This window comes from Zoogloea sp., assembly GCF_041908905.1.
Classification (GTDB): Bacteria; Pseudomonadota; Gammaproteobacteria; order Burkholderiales; family Rhodocyclaceae; genus Zoogloea.
This window is the reverse complement of the sequence record NZ_JAYREK010000005.1, coordinates 123,252-141,422: the sequence shown is the minus strand read 5'-3', so window position 1 is coordinate 141,422 and position 18,171 is coordinate 123,252. Positions and strand designations below refer to the sequence as shown.

14 protein-coding genes and 1 pseudogene are annotated in these 18,171 nt (G+C 65.7%); 8 read left to right on the top strand and 7 right to left on the bottom strand.

The annotated features are described in order from the left end of the window. Nucleotides 1-3 precede the first annotated feature (3 nt). The 4 genes from lon to tig form a co-directional block, all read right to left on the bottom strand. Complete coding sequence (lon, locus tag ACE3OU_RS05385) at nt 4-2,427, bottom strand: endopeptidase La (RefSeq protein ID WP_374240512.1); 2,424 nt, start codon at nt 2,425-2,427, stop codon at nt 4-6. Between the two features lie 85 nt (nt 2,428-2,512). Next, a complete protein-coding gene (gene clpX / locus ACE3OU_RS05380) occupies nt 2,513-3,784 on the bottom strand; it encodes an ATP-dependent Clp protease ATP-binding subunit ClpX (protein WP_374240511.1) in 1,272 nt (423 codons plus the stop codon). Between the two features lie 50 nt (nt 3,785-3,834). Further along, nucleotides 3,835-4,479 carry an ATP-dependent Clp endopeptidase proteolytic subunit ClpP gene (clpP, locus tag ACE3OU_RS05375; RefSeq protein ID WP_374240510.1) on the bottom strand — a complete coding sequence of 215 codons (645 nt, stop codon included), beginning with the start codon at nt 4,477-4,479 and terminating at the stop codon, nt 3,835-3,837. Nucleotides 4,480-4,502: 23 nt separating this feature from the next. Beyond that, nucleotides 4,503-5,807 (bottom strand): trigger factor, encoded by a 1,305-nt coding sequence (gene tig / locus ACE3OU_RS05370; protein ID WP_374240509.1) that lies wholly within the window; start codon nt 5,805-5,807, stop codon nt 4,503-4,505. 393 nt (nt 5,808-6,200) lie between these two features. Here tig and ACE3OU_RS05365 point away from each other — a divergent pair, with 393 nt between their 5' ends. The 8 genes and pseudogenes from ACE3OU_RS05365 (at nt 6,201) to ACE3OU_RS05330 (ending at nt 15,446) form a co-directional block, all read left to right on the top strand. Continuing rightward, the gene (locus ACE3OU_RS05365) at nt 6,201-8,123 is read left to right on the top strand and encodes a PrkA family serine protein kinase (RefSeq protein ID WP_374240508.1); all 1,923 of its coding nucleotides are present in this window, start codon (nt 6,201-6,203) and stop codon (nt 8,121-8,123) included. Nucleotides 8,124-8,180: 57 nt separating this feature from the next. Beyond that, nucleotides 8,181-9,449, top strand: coding sequence for a YeaH/YhbH family protein (locus tag ACE3OU_RS05360; RefSeq protein ID WP_374240507.1), 1,269 nt, complete (start codon nt 8,181-8,183; stop codon nt 9,447-9,449). Beyond that, complete coding sequence (locus ACE3OU_RS05355) at nt 9,446-10,987, top strand: SpoVR family protein (protein ID WP_374240506.1); 1,542 nt, start codon at nt 9,446-9,448, stop codon at nt 10,985-10,987. Before ACE3OU_RS05360 ends, ACE3OU_RS05355 begins: the two co-directional genes overlap by 4 nt. A 69-nt stretch (nt 10,988-11,056) precedes the next feature. Further along, nucleotides 11,057-11,221, top strand: a pseudogene (locus ACE3OU_RS05350) (DnaJ domain-containing protein); the annotation flags it as partial. Between the two features lie 109 nt (nt 11,222-11,330). Next, nucleotides 11,331-12,068, top strand: a complete 738-nt coding sequence (locus ACE3OU_RS05345) for a DnaJ C-terminal domain-containing protein (protein ID WP_374240531.1) — start codon at nt 11,331-11,333, stop codon at nt 12,066-12,068. 44 nt (nt 12,069-12,112) lie between these two features. Next, nucleotides 12,113-13,375 carry a U32 family peptidase gene (locus ACE3OU_RS05340; protein WP_374240505.1) on the top strand — a complete coding sequence of 421 codons (1,263 nt, stop codon included), beginning with the start codon at nt 12,113-12,115 and terminating at the stop codon, nt 13,373-13,375. Nucleotides 13,376-13,485: 110 nt separating this feature from the next. Continuing rightward, on the top strand, nt 13,486-13,704 hold the full coding sequence (gene rpmE, locus ACE3OU_RS05335; protein ID WP_374240504.1) for a 50S ribosomal protein L31: 219 nt from the start codon (nt 13,486-13,488) through the stop codon (nt 13,702-13,704). A gap of 95 nt (nt 13,705-13,799) precedes the next feature. Then, complete coding sequence (locus ACE3OU_RS05330; protein ID WP_374240503.1) at nt 13,800-15,446, top strand: hypothetical protein; 1,647 nt, start codon at nt 13,800-13,802, stop codon at nt 15,444-15,446. 176 nt (nt 15,447-15,622) lie between these two features. Here ACE3OU_RS05330 and ftsB read toward each other — a convergent pair whose 3' ends face one another. From ftsB to kdsA, 3 genes are all read right to left on the bottom strand, one after another. Further along, nucleotides 15,623-15,898: a cell division protein FtsB gene (gene ftsB, locus ACE3OU_RS05325; protein ID WP_374240530.1), complete on the bottom strand. Its 276-nt coding sequence runs from the start codon at nt 15,896-15,898 to the stop codon at nt 15,623-15,625. A gap of 68 nt (nt 15,899-15,966) precedes the next feature. Beyond that, nucleotides 15,967-17,256 carry a phosphopyruvate hydratase gene (gene eno, locus ACE3OU_RS05320; protein WP_374240502.1) on the bottom strand — a complete coding sequence of 430 codons (1,290 nt, stop codon included), beginning with the start codon at nt 17,254-17,256 and terminating at the stop codon, nt 15,967-15,969. A 75-nt stretch (nt 17,257-17,331) separates the two neighbouring features. Continuing rightward, entirely contained in the window at nt 17,332-18,171 is an 840-nt protein-coding gene (kdsA, locus tag ACE3OU_RS05315; RefSeq protein ID WP_374240501.1) for a 3-deoxy-8-phosphooctulonate synthase, read from the bottom strand.

Sequence of the window (18,171 nt, the reverse complement as noted above, 5' to 3'; positions counted from 1 at the left end):
GGTTTAGTGCTTCACGACGCCGCCGTTGTCGGCGGCCGCCTCGGCGGGCTGGGCCACCGCCGCGACGTCGGCCTGGGCGGCTTCGGGCAGCGGCTCGGGCATGCGCTCGAGGGCGTGCTCGAGAACCTGGTCGATCCACTTGACCGGAATGATCTCGAGCTCGTTCTTGACGTTGTCGGGGATCTCGGTGAGATCCTTGACGTTCTCCTGGGGGATCAGCGCCCGGCGGATGCCGCCGCGCACCGCGGCCAGCAGCTTCTCCTTGAGGCCGCCGATGGGCAGCACCTCGCCGCGCAGGGTGATCTCGCCGGTCATGGCCACGTCACAGCGCACCGGGATGCCGGTGAGCACCGACACCAGGCCCGAACAGATCGCGATGCCGGCGGACGGACCGTCCTTGGGGATCGCGCCTTCCGGCAGGTGGATGTGGATGTCGGACTTCTGGTAGAAGTCTTCGGCGATGCCAAGCGACTTGGAGCGCCGGCGCACCACCGACAGGGCGGCCTGGATGGACTCCTGCATCACCTCGCCGAGCTTGCCGGTGGTGATGATCTTGCCCTTGCCCGGCAGCGCCACGGCTTCGACGGTGAGCAGCTCGCCACCCACCTCGGTCCAGGCGAGGCCGGTGACCTGGCCGATCTGGTTTTCCTTCTCGGCCACGCCGAAGCTGTACTTGTGCACGCCCAGGTACTTGTCGAGGCTCTTGGCATTGACGATGACCTTGGACTTGCGCTTGCCCAGCACCAGGGCCTTGACCACCTTGCGGCACACCTTGGAGATCTCGCGCTCGAGGCCGCGCACACCCGCCTCGCGGGTGTAGAAGCGCACGATGTCGCGGATGGCGTCCTCGGTGACCGACAGCTCCTCGCGCTTGATCCCGTTGTTCTTCATCTGCTTCGGGACGAGATAACGCTCGGCGATGTTCACCTTCTCGTCTTCCGTGTAGCCGGACAGGCGGATGACTTCCATCCGGTCGAGCAGCGGGGCCGGGATGTTGAGGGTGTTGGCGGTGGCCACGAACATCACGTCGGACAGGTCGTATTCGACTTCGATGTAGTGGTCGACGAAGGTGGAGTTCTGCTCCGGGTCGAGCACCTCGAGCAGCGCCGACGACGGATCGCCGCGGAAATCCTGGCCCATCTTGTCCACTTCATCGAGCAGGAACAGCGGGTTGCGTACCGCCACCTTGGACATGTTCTGCAGGATCTTGCCCGGCATCGAGCCGATGTAGGTACGCCGGTGGCCACGGATCTCGGCCTCGTCGCGCACGCCGCCGAGGCTCATGCGCACGAACTTGCGATTGGTGGCACGGGCGACCGACTGGCCCAGCGAAGTCTTGCCGACGCCCGGGGGGCCGACCAGGCACAGGATCGGCGCCTTCAGCTTGTCGACACGCTGCTGCACGGCGAGGTATTCGAGGATGCGCTCCTTGACCTTCTCGAGGCCGTAGTGCTCCTTGTCGAGGATCTTCTCGGCTTCGGCCAGATCCTTGCTGATGCGGGACTTCTTCTTCCAGGGCAGGCCGACCAGGGTCTCGATGTAGTTGCGGACCACAGTAGCCTCGGCGGACATCGGCGACATCAGGCGCAGCTTCTTGAGCTCGGCCTGGGCCTTGGCCATGGCCTCCTTGGTCATGCCGGCGGCCTTGATCTTCTTGTCCATCTCCTCGAGGTCGGCGCCGTCCTCGCCCTCGCCGAGCTCCTTCTGGATGGCCTTGACCTGCTCGTTGAGGTAGTACTCGCGCTGGCTCTTCTCCATCTGGCGCTTGACGCGGCCGCGGATGCGCTTCTCGACCTGCAGGATGTCGAGCTCGGTCTCGAGCTGGTTGAGCAGGCGCTCGAGGCGCTCGCCCGCGTCGAACATCTCGAGGATCTCCTGCTTCTGCTCGAGCTTGAGCGGCAGGTGGGCGGCGATGGTGTCGGCGAGCCGGCCCGGGTCCTCGATGCCCGACAGGGAGCTGAGGATCTCGGGCGGGATCTTCTTGTTGAGCTTAACGTACTGGTCGAACTGGCTGATGATCGCCCGGCGCATCGCCTCGACTTCGTTGTTGGGCGCCTCGGCGGCCGGCAGCGGCTGGGCCTTGGCGACGAACACCGTGCGCAGGTCGTCGACGGAAACCACGCGGGCACGCTGCACGCCCTCGACCAGCACCTTCACGGTGCCGTCAGGCAGCTTGAGCATCTGCAGGATGTTGGCGATGCAACCGAGGTCGTAGAGGTCTTCGGCCGAGGGCTCGTCCTTGGCGGCAGATTTCTGGGCCACCAGCAGGATGCTCTTGCCGGCCTCCATCGCGTTCTCGAGCGCCTTGATGGACTTGGGGCGCCCCACGAACAGCGGGATCACCATATGCGGGAAGACGACCACGTCCCGCAGGGGCAGCAGCGGGAGCTCGATCTGTTCTTCGGGGAGGTCAAGGGTGCTCGACATGATTATTCCTTTAAAGGCACTAAGGCCCCATATGGGGCCCTAGCACATCAATTCAAGCAGCGGGACTGCAAAAATCTGCCTGACGTCAGTTGGAGCCGGAAACCTTGGGTTGATCGGCGTAGATCAGGATCGGCTGGGCGCCGCCGTCGATCATGCCTTCGTCGATCACCACCTTGGCCACGTTCTCCATGGAGGGCAGCTCGTACATGGTGTCGAGCAGCACGCCTTCAAGGATGGAACGCAGGCCGCGGGCCCCGGTCTTGCGCTTCAGGGCCTTGCGGGCGATGGCCTGCAGGGCCGCCGGGCGCACCTCGAGTTCGACGCCTTCCATCGAGAACAGTTTCTGGTATTGCTTGATGAGGGCGTTCTTGGGCTCGATGAGGATCTGGATCAGCGCCGGCTCGTCGAGCTCCTGCAGGGTGGCGACGACGGGCAGACGACCGATCAGTTCGGGGATCAGGCCGAACTTGATGAGATCCTCCGGCTCGACGTTGCGCAGCGACTCGGAGACGTTCTTGTTCTCGCGGCTCTTCACCTCGGCGCCGAAACCGATGCCGACCTGCTCGGTACGGTTGCGGATCACCTTGTCGAGGCCGTCGAAGGCGCCGCCGCAGACGAACAGGATGTTGGTGGTATCCACCTGCACGAAGTCCTGGTTCGGGTGCTTGCGGCCGCCCTGGGGCGGCACCGAGGCGATGGTGCCCTCGATGAGCTTGAGCAGGGCCTGCTGCACGCCCTCGCCCGACACGTCGCGGGTGATGGAGGGGTTGTCGGACTTGCGGGAGATCTTGTCGATCTCGTCGATGTAGACAATGCCCTGCTGGGCCTTGTCGACCTCGTAGTCGCACTTCTGCAGCAGCTTCTGGATGATGTTCTCGACGTCCTCGCCCACGTAGCCGGCTTCGGTGAGGGTCGTAGCGTCGGCCATCACGAAGGGCACGTTGAGCAGACGGGCCAGGGTCTGGGCGAGCAGCGTCTTGCCGGAGCCGGTGGGGCCGACCAGCAGGATGTTGCTCTTCGAGAGTTCCACCTCGTCGTGGGTCTTGGAGAGGTGACGCAGGCGCTTGTAGTGGTTGTACACCGCCACCGACAGGATGCGCTTTGCCGCCGACTGCCCGATCACGTACTGGTCGAGGATCGCGCTGATTTCCTTGGGAGACGGAAGCTCGCCCTTGACGCCCTTGGCGCCGCCGGTATCAGCAGTAATCTCGTCGCGAATGATGTCGTTGCAGAGCTCGATGCACTCGTCGCAGATGAACACGGAAGGACCCGCGATCAGCTTGCGGACTTCGTGCTGGCTCTTGCCGCAGAACGAGCAATACAGGAGTTTCTCTCCGCTCGTTTTCTTCTCCGCCATTACTGCCCTTTCTCTTTGTACTTGTATGCGTACCTGCTACGGGTGCCGGATCAGGCCACGTCGGCGCGGCTGGTCAGCACCTTGTCCACCAGGCCGTAGCGCATGGCCTCTTCGGCGGACATGAAGTTGTCGCGGTCGGTGTCGCGCTCGATGGCCTCGACCGGCTGGCCGGTGTGCTTGGCCAGCATGCCGTTGAGCTTGGCTCGCAGCGCGAGGATCTCGCGGGCGTGGATCTCGATGTCCGAGGCCTGGCCCTGGAAACCGCCCAGCGGCTGGTGGATCATCACCCGCGAGTTGGGCAGCGAGAAGCGCTTGCCGCTCGCGCCCGCGGCGAGCAGGAAGGCGCCCATGCTGGCCGCCTGCCCGATGCACAGGGTGCTCACGTCCGGCTTGATGAACTGCATGGTGTCGTAAATCGCCATGCCCGCCGTGACCGAGCCGCCCGGGGAATTGATGTAGAAAAAGATGTCCTTGTCGGGGTTCTCGGACTCCAGGAACAGCAGCTGGGCGACGATCAGGTTGGCGGTCACATCGGTGACCGGCCCGACCAGAAACACCACCCGCTCCTTCAGAAGGCGCGAGTAGATGTCGTACGACCGCTCGCCGCGGCCGCTCTGCTCGACCACCATGGGGATCAGGCCGAGGCCGACCGGGTCCCAGTCACTGCGAGAAAACGGGGGTGTCACTGGATTCATTTAACGTCGCTCTCCGCTGAAATTTAAGCTGCGTTGCCCATCAGGTCGTCGAAGGAGGTGGCCACGTCGGTCGTCTTCGCGTTGGTGATGACCCACTCCACGACATTGTCTTCGATCACCAGCGCCTCGGCCTGGGCCAGACGCTGGGGCTGGGAATAGTACCAGCCAATCACTTCGCTCGGATCTTCGTAGCTGGCTGCGAAGTCTTCGATGGTGGCACGGATCTGCTCCGGCTTGGCATGGAGTTCCTTGCTCTTCACAAGTTCCGACATGATGAGGCCGAGCTTGACGCGACGGGCGGCCTGCTCGCCGAACCAGGCGGCATCGATCGGCAGGTCCTTGGTCTGCATGCCGCGGGCTTCGAAATCGCGCTTGGCGTTTTCGGCCAGCTGCTGGGATTCCTGCTGGACCAGGGCCTTCGGCACTTCGATCGGGTGGGTCTCGATCAGCACGTTCATCACGCGCTCCTTGATGCGGGACTGGATGCGGCGCTTGACTTCACGCTCCAGGTTGGCCTTGACCTCTTCGCGCATCTTGGCCACGTCGCCGTCGGCAACGCCCAGGGACTTGGCGAACTCGGCGTCCACCTCGGGCAGCTTGGGCTCTTCAACCTTCTTGACGGCCACTTCGAACTGGACGGTCTGGCCGGCCAGGTTCTCGGCGTGGTACTCGGCCGGGAAGGTCATGTCGAAGGTCTTGCTCTCGCCGGCCTTGAGGCCCAGCACGGCGGTCTCGAAGTCCTTGAGCATCTGGCCGCCACCGACCACGAAGGGGAAGTCGGTCGCCTTGCCGCCGTCGAACTCGACGCCGTCCTTGCGGCCGGTGAAGTCCACCACCACGCGGTCGCCGTCCTGGGCGGCACGCTCGACCTCGGCGAAGGTGGTGCGCTGCTTGCGCAGCACGTCGAGGGTCTTGTCGACCTCGGCGTCACCGACTTCCAGTTGCGGACGCTCGATCTCGTGGGCGCTCACGTCGGCAATGACGATCTCGGGGTAAACCTCGAAGACCGCGGTGAACTCAAGGGCGTCGGTGCCGGTGGGCTCCTTCGGCTCGATGCTGGGGTAGCCGGCGACGCGCAGGTTCTGGGCGCGGATCTGCTCGCCGAGCACACGCTCGACCGCGGCGCCGATGGCCTCGGAGCGGGCCTGGGGGCCGTACGACTGGGCGACCATGCGGAACGGGACCTTGCCCGGACGGAAGCCCGGCATCTTGACGGTGCGGGACATCTTCTTCAGACGCGCTTCGACATCCTTTTCGATATCGGCCAGCGGCACGGACATGTCGATACGGCGCTCGAGAGCGCTCACCACGGTTTCCTGGTTGCTCATGAAAATTTCCTGATCGGCTTTGACGAAAACGACGCCGGACACAGGCGGCGAACACGCGGCAAAACCCATGTTTTGCGCATGCTTCGCCACTTATGGGCGTCGGAAAAATTTCTAGTTTAACACAGCCTCTTAAATGGCTTGCAGCCGCCGCGCTCGGCGATGCCCCAGGCCGGAAAACGTGACCTGCTGCCGGTTTTTCCGGAACTTGCGGGCGTCCGGGCCCCTCACAGCTGGCAGGAGGCCGGGTCGGCGTCTAGGGTGGAAGAGGATACCGCGACGCAGCACACCCCAGCGCAGATCCAGGCGGGAAGCCTCAATGAGCCGTCCCGCCACGCGGCAGGACATGGCGAACCCGGCGCCGGGACCGGGTGCGAGGCAGCAGGGAGACAGAAAATGAGCATCTTCACCAGCTTCCAGGCCCGTTTCGAGTCGGCCCGCGAAGAAGAAATGTCGGTCCAGGACTACCTGGACCTGTGCAAGACAACCCCCCTGGCCTACGCCACCGCCGCCGAGCGCATGCTGCAGGCCATCGGTGAGCCCGAGCTGGTGGACACCCGCCTCGACCCGCGCCTGTCACGCATCTTCTCGAACAAGATGATCAAGATCTACCCCGCCTTCAGTGACTTCTACGGGATGGAGGAGTCGATCGAGAACATCGTGTCCTACTTCCGCCACGCGGCCCAGGGGCTTGAGGAGAAGAAGCAGATCCTCTACCTGCTGGGCCCGGTGGGCGGCGGCAAGAGCTCGCTGGCCGAGAAGCTGAAGAGCCTGGTCGAGAAGATCCCCTTCTACGCCATCAAGGGCTCGCCGGTGCACGAGTCGCCGCTGGGGCTGTTCAACCTGGTCGAGGACGGCGCGATCCTCGAGGACGACTACGGCATCCCGCGGCGCTACCTCAACACCATCATGAGCCCATGGGCGGTAAAGCGCCTCAACGAGTTCAACGGCGACATCACCCGCTTCCGGGTGGTCAAGCTGCGCCCGTCGGTGCTGCGCCAGATCGCCGTCGCCAAGACTGAGCCCGGCGACGAGAACAACCAGGACATCTCGTCCCTGGTGGGCAAGATCGACATCCGCAAGCTGGAGCAGTACTCCCAGGACGACCCGGACGCCTACTCCTACTCCGGTGGGCTGTGCCTGGCCAACCGGGGCCTGCTGGAGTTCGTCGAGATGTTCAAGGCGCCGATCAAGGTGCTGCACCCGCTCCTCACCGCCACCCAGGAGGGCAACTACAAGGGCACCGAGGGTTTTGGCGCGATTCCCTTCGACGGCATCGTGATGGCCCACTCCAACGAGTCCGAATGGACAGCCTTCAAGAACAACCGCAACAACGAGGCCTTCCTCGACCGCATCTATACCGTCAAGGTGCCCTACTGCCTGCGGGTTTCCGACGAGATCCGGATCTACGAGAAGTTGCTCGCCAACAGCTCGCTGTCGCAGGCGCCCTGCGCCCCCGACACCCTCAAGATGATGGCCCAGTACGCGGTGCTGTCGCGCATCAAGGAGCCCGAGAACTCCAGCCTGCTCTCCAAGATGCGGGTGTACGACGGCGAGAACCTCAAAGACACCGACCCCAAGGCCAAGAGCTACCAGGAATACCGCGACTACGCCGGGGTCGACGAGGGCATGACCGGGCTATCCACCCGCTTCGCCTTCAAGGTGCTGTCCCGGGTCTTCAACTTCGACCACCGGGAAGTCGCCGCCAACCCGGTGCACCTGATGTACGTGCTCGAACAGCAGATCGCCCAGGAGCAGTATCCGCCCGAGCTGGAAGGCCGCTACCTGGCCTTCATCAAGGAATACCTCGCCCCGCGCTACGCGGAGTTCATCGGCAAGGAGATCCAGACTGCCTACCTCGAGAGCTACTCCGAATACGGCCAGAACATCTTCGACCGCTACGTGACCTACGCCGACTTCTGGATCCAGGACCAGGAATACCGCGACCCCAACACCGGCGAGATCCTCGACCGCAACGCCCTCAACGACGAGCTCGAGAAGATCGAGAAGCCGGCCGGCATCAGCAACCCCAAGGACTTCCGCAACGAGGTGGTCAACTTCGTGCTGCGTGCCCGGGCCAAGAACAGCGGCAAGAACCCGAGCTGGACCAGCTACGAGAAGCTCCGCGCGGTGATCGAGAAGAAGATGTTCTCCAACACCGAAGACCTGCTGCCGGTGATCAGCTTCAACGCCAAGGCCAGCGGCGACGACCAGAAGAAGCACCAGAACTTCGTGAATCGCATGATAGAGAAGGGCTACACCGAAAAGCAGGTGCGCCTGCTCTGCGAGTGGTACCTGCGCGTCCGCAAGTCGTCGTGACGCCCGCCGCCGCGCCGGCCCCGGCGCGGCCTGCCCGCACGTATCCGGGAGCCCTTCATGGTCCGCATCATCGATCGCAGGTTCGACAGCAGGAACAAGAGCGCCGTCAACCGGCAGCGCTTCATGCGCCGCTTCAAGGGCCAGATCCGCAAGGCCGTGGCGGACGCCATCGACGGCCGCTCGATCAAGGATCTCGACAACGGCGAGGATGTCTCCATCCCCGCCCGGGACCTCGCCGAGCCCCACTTCCGCCACGGTCACGGCGGCGTGTGGGAGACCATCTTCACCGGTAACGACCAGTTCTCGACGGGTGACCAGATCAACCGCCCACCCGGCGGCGGCGGTGGCGGCTCGGGCAAGGGCAAGGCCAGCAAGGACGGCGAGGGCGAGGACGACTTCGTCTTCAACCTGTCGCGGGAGGAGTTCCTGGACGTCTTCTTCGACGACCTCGCCCTGCCCGACCTGGTCAGAACCCAGCTCGCCCGCATCACCGAATACAAGAGCCAGCGCGCCGGCTTCAGCAACGACGGCACGCCGGCCAACATCAACGTGGTGCGCTCGCTGCGTGGCGCCCTCGGCCGCCGGCTGGCCCTCGGCGCCCCCTTCCACGGCAAGCTGCGGGAACTGCAGCGGGCGCTCGACGAACGCCTCGAGACACACCCTGACGACGACCCGGAAGTCCAGCGCCTGCGGGCCGAGATCGCCACCCTGCGGGCGCGGATCGAGGCGATCCCCTTCATCGACACCTTCGACCTGCGCTACAACAACCGCATCAAGGTGCCCAAGCCGACCACCCAGGCGGTGATGTTCTGCCTGATGGACGTCTCCGGCTCGATGGACGAGGGCAAGAAGGCCACCGCCAAGCGCTTCTTCATGCTGCTCTACCTGTTCCTGACGCGCACCTACGAGCACATCGAGATCGTCTTCATCCGCCACCACACCGTCGCCAAGGAGGTAAACGAGGAGGATTTCTTCCACTCCCGCGAGTCCGGCGGCACCGTGGTCTCCAGCGCCCTCGAGCTGATGAACGAGATCCTCCACGCCCGCTACGGCGGCGGCGCCTGGAACATCTATGGCGCCCAGGCCTCCGACGGCGACAACTGGGAAAACGACTCGCCCCACTGCCGGGAGCTCCTCGCCGGGCGCATCCTGCCCTGCGTGCAGTACTTCGCCTACATCGAGATCACCCCCGGCGAGCCCCAGAACCTGTGGCGGGAATACGAGAAGCTCGGCGCCACCCACCGCAACTTCGCGATGCAGCACATCGAAGGCCTGCCGGACATCTATCCGGTCTTCCGAGAACTCTTCAAGAAGAAACTCCCATGAGCCCGCCGAAAGCCAAGCACCGGAAGCCCCTCCCCGCCCCGGGCGAGTGGACCTTCGAACTCATCGAGGCCTACCACGCCGAGATCGACCGGGTCGCCCGCAGCTTCGGGCTCGACGTCTACCCGATCCAGGTCGAGCTGATCACCTCCGAGCAGATGATGGACGCCTACTCGTCGGTGGGCATGCCGGTCAACTATCACCACTGGTCCTTCGGCAAGAGCTTCCTGCAGACCGAGAAGGGCTACCGCCGCGGCCAGATGGGCCTCGCCTACGAGATCGTCATCAACTCCAACCCCTGCATCGCCTACCTCATGGAAGAAAACACCATGACCATGCAGGCCCTGGTGATCGCCCACGCCGCCTACGGCCACAACAGCTTCTTCAAGGGCAACTACCTGTTCCGCCAGTGGACCACCCCCGACGCGATCATCGACTACCTCATCTTCGCCCGTAACTACCTCACCGAATGCGAGGAGCGCTACGGCGAAGAAGAGGTCGAGCACCTCCTCGACGCCTGCCACGCGCTGATGAACGTGGGCGTCGACCGCTACAAGCGCCCGGCCAAGCTGTCGCTCACCAAGGAGCTCACCCGCCAGCGGGAGCGCGCCGAATACCTGCAGAGCCAGGTGAACGACCTGTGGCGCACCCTGCCCACCCAGGCCAGCCGTGCCCAGGCGGTCGAGACGCCGCGTTTTCCGCCCGAGCCCCAGGAGAACATCCTCTACTTCATCGAGAAGAACGCCCCGCTCCTCGAGCCCTGGCAGCGCGAGGTCGTGCGCATCGTGCGCAAGATCGGCCAGTACTTCTTCCCCCAGCGCCAGACCCAGGTGATGAACGAAGGCTGGGCCACCTACTGGCACTACACCCTGCTCAACACCCTCTACGACGAAGGCCTGCTCACCGACAGCTTCATGCTGGAGTTCCTGCACTCCCACACCAACGTGGTCTACCAACCCGGCTACGACGAACCCTGGTACCGCGGCATCAACCCCTACGCCCTCGGCTTTGCGATGTGGCAGGACATCCGCCGCATCTGCGAAGCCCCCACCGACGAGGACAGGCGCTGGTTCCCCGACATCGCCGGCAGCGACTGGCGCGAGACCTTCGACTTCGCGATGCGCAACTTCAAGGACGAGAGCTTCGTCGCCCAGTTCCTGTCACCCAAGGTGATGCGCGACTTCCGCCTCTTCGCCATCCTCGACGACGACAAGGACACCCGGCTCAAGGTCTCCGCCATCCACGACGAGGCCGGCTACCGGCGTGTCCGCGAGATCCTCTCCGACAACTACAACCTCGGCAGCCGCGAGCCCAACCTGCAGGTGTGGGACGTGGACCTGCGCGGCGACCGCTCCCTCACCCTGCGCCACCAGGCCTACCTGCGCCGGCCTCTGGCGGGCGACTATCAGGAGGTGCTCAAGCACGTCGCCCACCTGTGGGGCTTCGCCGTCCGGCTGGAAGTCGCCCAGGAGGACGGCAGCGTCACCTGCCTGGACGAATGCCGCCGCGAGCGCCGGAAAAACGACACGCCGAAGGCCTGAACACCGCGCCAGGACACCCCTTCATCACTTCGTCGCCCGTCCGCCCCCGGCCGCGATTAAAATGCGCGGATGTCCGCAGTCGATTTCCATCAGATCCTCGGTGTCGAGCCCGACGCCAGCGCCGCCGAGATCAAGCGCGCCTACCGGCGGCTGGCCATGCGCTGGCACCCGGATCGCAACCCCGACCCCCAGGCCCACGACCAGTTCCGCCGGGTGCGGGAGGCCTTCGAGCGCCTGACGCAGCCCCTCGGCACCCACACCCCCGACGACGCGCCGCCCGAACCGCCCAGGCCCCGCAAACAGCAGCCCCCCCCGCCCTCGCGGTGCCGACCACCGCCAGGACATCACCGTCGACCTCGCCGAGGCCGCCCGGGGCACCACCGTCACCGTGACCATCGAGGGGCGCGAGGACTGCGACGATTGCGACGGCAGCGGCCGGCGCAGCTACGGCCGCACCAGCATGTGCGGCAGCTGCCACGGCAGCGGGCGCATCCGCCGCGACGGCCGGCTCGAGACCTGCGGCGACTGCGGCGGCAAGGGCTTCACCACCGACACCCGCTGCCCCAGCTGCGACGGGCGTGGCTGGCAGCCCGCCAATCGCCAGCTCGCCGTCACCGTGCCCCCCGCCATGCTGCCCGGCGAAGAGCTGCGCATCGCCGGCCAGGGCGGGCCCGCCCCCGACGGCGGTGAGCCGGGCGACCTCTACCTCACCCTGCGCACCCGCCCGCACCCGCTGTTCCGGCTGCAGCACCACGACCTCCACGTGGCGGTGCCGGTGAGCATCTTCCGCCTGCTCGCCGGCGGCCTGATCGAAGTCCCGACCCTCGCCGGCCTGCGCGAAATCCTGCTGCCCGAGGCCGCCACGACGCCCGAGATCCGCATCCCCGAGGCCGGCTTTCCTGCCCGCGGCCGCCGCAAGGCCGGCGACCTGGTGGTGCACCTCTCCCCGCAGCACCCCGCTTTCCTCAGCAAGGAACAAAAGGCCATGCTCGAAATGGCCGAACAGGTCCTGCAGCACCAGCTCGCCAGCCAGAGCCCTGCGCTGGCCGGCTGGCACACCCTGCTCGAAACCTACCGCTGACCCCGTGCGCCGCCCGGCGCACGCCCCAACCCAGACGTCACCCCATGCCCCGCAAGACACCCGAACTCCTCGCCCCGGCCGGCTCCCTGGCCATGCTCGACACCGCCTTCGCCTTCGGCGCCAGCGCGATCTATGCGGGCCAGCCGCGCTACTCCCTGCGCGTGCGCAACAACGACTTCGGCGATCTGCCGGTGCTCGCCGACGGCATCAATCGCGCCCATGCCCAGGGCAAGCAGTTCTACGTGGTGGCCAACATCTACCCCCACGGGGCCAAGATCAAGACCTTCATCAAGGACATCGCGCCGGTCATCGCCCTCAAGCCCGACGCGCTGATCATGTCCGACCCGGGCCTGATCCTGATGGTCCGCGAGAACTTCCCCGAGATGCCCATCCACCTGTCGGTGCAGGCCAATACGGTCAATGCCGCCGCCGTGCGCTTCTGGAAGCTGGCCGGCATCTCGCGGGTGATCCTGTCCCGCGAGCTGTCGCTGGACGAGATCGCCTCCATCCGCCAGGACTGCCCCGACACCGAGCTCGAGGTCTTCATCCACGGCGCCCTGTGCATCGCCTACTCCGGACGCTGCCTGCTGTCGGGCTACTTCAACCACCGTGACCCGAACCAGGGCACCTGCACCAACTCCTGCCGCTGGGACTTCAAGACCCACGAAGCAAAAACCTGCGGCAGCGGCGACGTGCACCTCCTAGAAGAACCCCACAAGCGCCCCGGCGAATACATGCCCATCGAAGAGGACGAGCACGGCACCTACATCCTCAACTCCAAGGACCTGCGCGCCATCGAGCACGTGCAGCGGCTCACCGAGATCGGCATCGACTCCTTCAAGATCGAGGGCCGCACCAAGAGCCCCTACTACGTGGCCCGCACCTGCCAGGCCTACCGCCAGGCCATCGACGACGCCGTCGCCGGGCGCGGCCTCGACCCGGCGCTGCTCGGCCAGCTCGAGGGGCTCGCCAACCGCGGCTACACAGACGGCTTCTACCAGCGCCACACCCCGCACGAGACACAAAACTACCTGCGCGGCCATTCCGAGTCGGGGCGCAGCCTGTACGTGGGCGACGTGGTCGCCTACGACGCCGAGCGCGGCCTCGCCGAAATCGCCACCAAGAACGCCTTCTCGGTGGGCGACCGCATCGAGCTGATTCACCCGGCCGGCAACAGCGAAGTGCAGGTGGAGCGCCTGATCACCCCCGCCGGCGACGAGATCTCCCGCGTGCCCGGCAGCGACCACCGGGTCTGGCTCCCCCTTCCGCCCGCCAGCGTGGGGGCCTTCGTGGCGCGTTTTGTGTGAGCGGCGGCTAAAAAAATTCCAACAACCTTGCGCAAGCAGCTGAAAGCGTTCAGAATGCTGCGTTTTCGGGTGGCCAAATTCACCACCCACGTACCCCAAAGGAAAAAGCGATGAAAGCCGATACCCATCCGAATTACAAGGAAGTCCAGGTCACCTGCTCCTGCGGCAACACCTTCGTGACCCGCTCCACCATGGCCAAAGAGCAGTACCATGTGGAAGTGTGCTCCGCCTGCCACCCGTTCTACACCGGCAAGCAGAAGATCGTCGATACCGCCGGTCGCGTCGAGCGCTTCCGCCAGAAGTACGGTTCCGTTCAGCGTCTGGGCTGATCCGCAACGCAGTTGCCGGACTCGTCAAAAAAGGCAGCTTCGGCTGCCTTTTTTATTTTCAGCGCACCGCCCACGCCAACCCGACAGCTCCATCGATGTCCATGCAGAATGCCGCCTCCCGCTTCAGCCTTGATCTGCCGGCCCCGCTTCCCGCCTGGCAACTGGGCCTGCTGCTCGCCGTCTACCTCATCGTCGGCACCACGGGCCACCTGCCCTGGCGGGGCGACGACCTCACCTACCTCGGCCCCATCCACGCCATCCTGACCCGGGATGCCTGGCTCGTCCCCGAACTCGCCGGCGAGACCTTACGCGACTTTCCTCCGCTCTATTACTGGGTCGGCGCCCTCCTCGCCAAGGCCCTCGGCGGCCTGCTGCCCGTGCATGACGCCGCCCGGCTCGCCAGCAGCCTGTTCACCGCCGCCTTCCTCTACTGGATCGGCGTCGCGGCCCGCCGGCTCTATGGCCCGGCCGCCTTCGCTCCGGCCATCCTGCTGGGAGTCAGCTCCCTTGGCCTGGTCGTCCACGCCCACGAAACCCAGCCCGCGCTGGCCCAGCTGGCGGGCATGGCCCTGTGCTATGCCGGCCTCGGCCTGCTCTCCGAACGCCCACTGGCCGGCGGCTTGCAGGCCGGCCTCGGGGCGGGGCTCGCCTTCCTGGCCGGCGGCGTCCCGGCCCTGGTCCTCACCCTGCCGGTGATGCTGCTCGCCCCGCTGCTGTGCCGCGACTGCCGCTCACGTGCTGTAATCGGCGGCATCGCCGCCGGCTGCGCGATTGCGCTGCTGATTCCCGCCGCGTGGTTCACGGCGGTCGCCATCCAGCAACCCGGCGAAGCCGCCCGCTGGTGGGCAAGCGATGTGGCCACCATCCTTCCCCATGCCGAACACCTCGACAACTTCGGCCGGCTGCTGCAGCTACTGGGCTGGTTCGCCTGGCCCCTGTGGCCGATCGCCGGCTGGGCCATCTGGCGCAACCGCCACGGGCTCACCACACCCGCCCTGGCGCTGCCGATCGTGGCCTGTCTGCTCGCGGTCGGGCTCGTGACCACCACCGGTCCGCTCCGGCCGGCCAGCGCCCTGCCCGTCCTGCCCGCTTTCTGCCTCCTGGCGACGCTCGGCACCTCGACCCTACGCCGGGGTGCGGCAAACGCCTTCGACTGGTTCAGCGTGGTGGCCTTCACCTTCTTCGCGATCCTCGTCTGGCTCGGCTGGAGCGCCCTCAGCTTCAGCTGGCCGCCCGGCCTGGCTCGCCAGCTCGCCAGGATCGCCCCCAACTTCGCCAGCCACGACATCGGCCTGACCGCCGCGATCGGAGCCCTGATCAGCATTGCGTTGCTGGTGCTGCCCCAGCTGACCCGGCGCACGCCGTGGCGGGGCGCCACCAACTGGGCCCTCGGCATGACCCTTCTGTGGTGCCTGGCGGTCGCCCTGTGGCAGCCCTGGTTTGCCCACACCAAGAACTACCAGCCCGTTGCCGGAGAGCTCCGCAAGGTGCTGGCTGGCCAGACCGAAGGCTGTATCGCGCGCCACGGCGTCGCTGATACCCAGCGGGCTGCCCTCGACTACTTCGCAGGCATTCAGACGGTGGACGGCAAATCGGCACGCGCCAGCGAATGCTCCCTGGTCCTGAGCTACGCGATCGGCGGCAACACCCGGAAACTCAACGAACCGGCCGAGCTGATCTGGGAACGCCGGCTGGGCGGTGGGCGCAAGGCCGAGGTGTTCAGGCTGTATCGACGCGACTGAGCGCCGTCATGAAGAGAGGGTGGCGCGCCCATGCGGGTCGCGCTACCCGGCCTTCGACAAACGCAGAAAGCCTGCCTTGGCGAGTCGCGCCGGAGCAGGACGGCATGCCGGCCAGGGATTAAATGGGAAAAACCGGACGTCAGACGGACGTCCCGGCGCGCAATCCCCGGGGCGCTTCAGCGGGTCTGCGGGGTCTGGACGAAGACTTCGTCGGCCCTGGTGAAGCCGAGTTCAAAGCGGGCGCGCTCCTCGACCGCCTCGTAGCCGGTCTTCAGGTCGCGGACCTCGGCCTCGAGGCTGCTGTTGCGCTGCTCTAGACGCCGATTGGCTTCCCGGGAGGCGGTGAGCTGCTTCTCGACCTCCCACACGCGCAGCCAGCCGCCCTTGCCGATCCACAAGGGGTACTGCAGGACGACAACAAGAAGGGCAAGGACGATACTGGGCCAGCGAATGGTTCGGGGAAGAGAAACGAGATGCGGGGTGGCCGGCGCTTGCCGGCCACCCTCCTGCGATCCGGAAATCAGATCTTGCGCAGGTTGTAGAAAGCCGACAGGCCCGGGTAGATGGCGGTATCGCCGAGATCTTCCTCGATGCGCAGCAGCTGGTTGTACTTGGAGATGCGGTCGGAGCGGGACAGCGAACCCGTCTTGATCTGCATGGCGTTGAGGCCCACCGAGATGTCGGCGATGGTGGAGTCTTCGGTTTCGCCGGAACGGTGGGAGATCACCGCGGTGTAGCCGAAGCGCTTGGCCAGCTCGACGGCCTCGAAGGTTTCGGTGAGGGTGCCGATCTGGTTGATCTTGATGAGGATGGAGTTGGCGATGCCCTTCTCGATGCCTTCCTTCAGGATCTTGGTGTTGGTGACGAAGAGGTCGTCACCGACGATCTGCACGCGCTTGCCGAGGCGCTCGGTGAGCAGCTTCCAGCCTTCCCAATCGCCTTCGGCCATGCCGTCTTCGATGGAGATGATCGGGAACTTGTCCACCAGGGTGGCCAGGTAATCGACGAAACCCGCGGCGGTCAGGGACAGGCCCTCACCTTCCAGCTCGTACATGCCGTTCTTGTAGAACTCGGAGGCGGCGCAGTCGAGGGCCAGCACCACGTCGCGGCCAGCTTCGTAGCCCGCGTTGGCGATGGCTTCGAGGATCAGGTTGAGGGCTTCGTCGGTGCCCGACACGTTGGGGGCGAAACCGCCCTCGTCGCCGACGGTGGTGGGGTAGCCCTTCTTGTCGGTGAGCTTCTTGAGGTGATGGAAGATCTCGGCACCGCAGCGCAGGGCTTCACGGAAGCTCTTGGCGCCGACCGGCATGATCATGCATTCCTGGATGTCCAGGGAGTTGTTGGCGTGAGCGCCGCCGTTGATGACGTTCATCATCGGCACCGGCATCGCCATGCGGCCGGAACCGCCGAAGTAGCGGTAGAGGGGCAGGCCGGCCTCTTCGGCGGCCGCCTTGGCGACGGCCATCGAGACGGCCAGCATCGCGTTGGCGCCGAGGCGGGACTTGTTGTCGGTGCCGTCGAGCTCGATCAGGGTGCGGTCGATGAAGGCCTGGTCTTCGGCGTCGAGACCGATCAGGGCTTCGGAGATTTCGGTGTTGACGTTCTCGACGGCCTGCAGGACGCCCTTGCCCAAGTAGCGGGCGGCATCGCCGTCGCGCAGCTCGATGGCCTCGCGGGAGCCGGTGGAGGCACCGGACGGCACCGCGGCACGGCCCATCACGCCGGATTCCAGCAACACGTCGGCTTCGACGGTGGGGTTACCGCGGGAGTCGAGAATCTCGCGGGCAATGACATCAACAATGGCGCTCATGAACTTCCTTTCTTGTCTGAATTTAAACCGGCGACGCTCCCGCCACCTCGAACTTCAAAATCTGGCCAGCCTGGTTCAGCCCCGCGCTTCCTCGAAGCCTTCTGCCTTGACCACCGCATCAATGGCCTTCAGCGTGGCAAGCAGTGACTTGAGGCGCGGCAGCGGCCACGCGTTGGGGCCGTCGGAGAAAGCCTTGGCCGGGTCGGGGTGGGTCTCCATGAAGAGGCCGGAGATGCCGACCGCCACCGCGGCGCGGGCCAGCACGGGCACGAACTCCCGCTGACCACCCGACGAGGTGCCCTGCCCGCCCGGCAGCTGTACCGAGTGGGTGGCATCGAAGACCACCGGGCAGCCGGTCTCGCGCATGATCGCCAGCGAGCGCATGTCGGAAACCAGGTTGTTGTAGCCGAAGGAGACGCCGCGCTCGCAGACCATGATGTTGTCGGCGCCGCCGTTCACCTCGCGGGCCTTGTCAACGACGTTCTTCATGTCGCCCGGGGCGAGGAACTGACCCTTCTTGATGTTGACCGGCTTGCCGCAGGAGGCGACCGCGTGGATGAAGTCGGTCTGCCGGCACAGGAAGGCCGGCGTCTGCAGCACATCGACCACCGCCGCCACATGGGGCACCTCGGCCTCGGTGTGGACATCGGTGAGGACCGGCACGCCGACGCGCTCACGCACCTCGGCGAGGATCTCGAGGCCCTTCTCCATGCCCATGCCGCGGAACGACTTGCCGGAGCTGCGGTTGGCCTTGTCGTAGCTGGACTTGTAGATGAACGGAATCGCCAGTTCGGCGCAGATTTCCTTGAGCGCCGCCGCGGTTTCGAGGGCCATCTCCCGGGACTCGATGACGCAGGGCCCGGCGATCAGGAAGAAGGGTTTGTCCAGACCGACATCGAAACCGCAGAGTTTCAT

Excerpts from the sequence above, each read along its gene's own strand:
- lon (WP_374240512.1), bottom strand. The coding sequence starts at position 2,427 with ATGTCGAGCACCCTTGACCTCCCCGAAGAACAGATCGAGCTCCCGCTG.
- clpX (WP_374240511.1), bottom strand. The coding sequence starts at position 3,784 with ATGGCGGAGAAGAAAACGAGCGGAGAGAAACTCCTGTATTGCTCGTTC.
- clpP (WP_374240510.1), bottom strand. The coding sequence starts at position 4,479 with ATGAATCCAGTGACACCCCCGTTTTCTCGCAGTGACTGGGACCCGGTC.
- tig (WP_374240509.1), bottom strand. The coding sequence starts at position 5,807 with ATGAGCAACCAGGAAACCGTGGTGAGCGCTCTCGAGCGCCGTATCGAC.
- ACE3OU_RS05365 (WP_374240508.1), top strand. The coding sequence starts at position 6,201 with ATGAGCATCTTCACCAGCTTCCAGGCCCGTTTCGAGTCGGCCCGCGAA.
- ACE3OU_RS05360 (WP_374240507.1), top strand. The coding sequence starts at position 8,181 with ATGGTCCGCATCATCGATCGCAGGTTCGACAGCAGGAACAAGAGCGCC.
- ACE3OU_RS05355 (WP_374240506.1), top strand. The coding sequence starts at position 9,446 with ATGAGCCCGCCGAAAGCCAAGCACCGGAAGCCCCTCCCCGCCCCGGGC.
- ACE3OU_RS05340 (WP_374240505.1), top strand. The coding sequence starts at position 12,113 with ATGCCCCGCAAGACACCCGAACTCCTCGCCCCGGCCGGCTCCCTGGCC.
- rpmE (WP_374240504.1), top strand. The coding sequence starts at position 13,486 with ATGAAAGCCGATACCCATCCGAATTACAAGGAAGTCCAGGTCACCTGC.
- ACE3OU_RS05330 (WP_374240503.1), top strand. The coding sequence starts at position 13,800 with ATGTCCATGCAGAATGCCGCCTCCCGCTTCAGCCTTGATCTGCCGGCC.
- eno (WP_374240502.1), bottom strand. The coding sequence starts at position 17,256 with ATGAGCGCCATTGTTGATGTCATTGCCCGCGAGATTCTCGACTCCCGC.
- kdsA (WP_374240501.1), bottom strand. The coding sequence starts at position 18,171 with ATGAAACTCTGCGGTTTCGATGTCGGTCTGGACAAACCCTTCTTCCTG.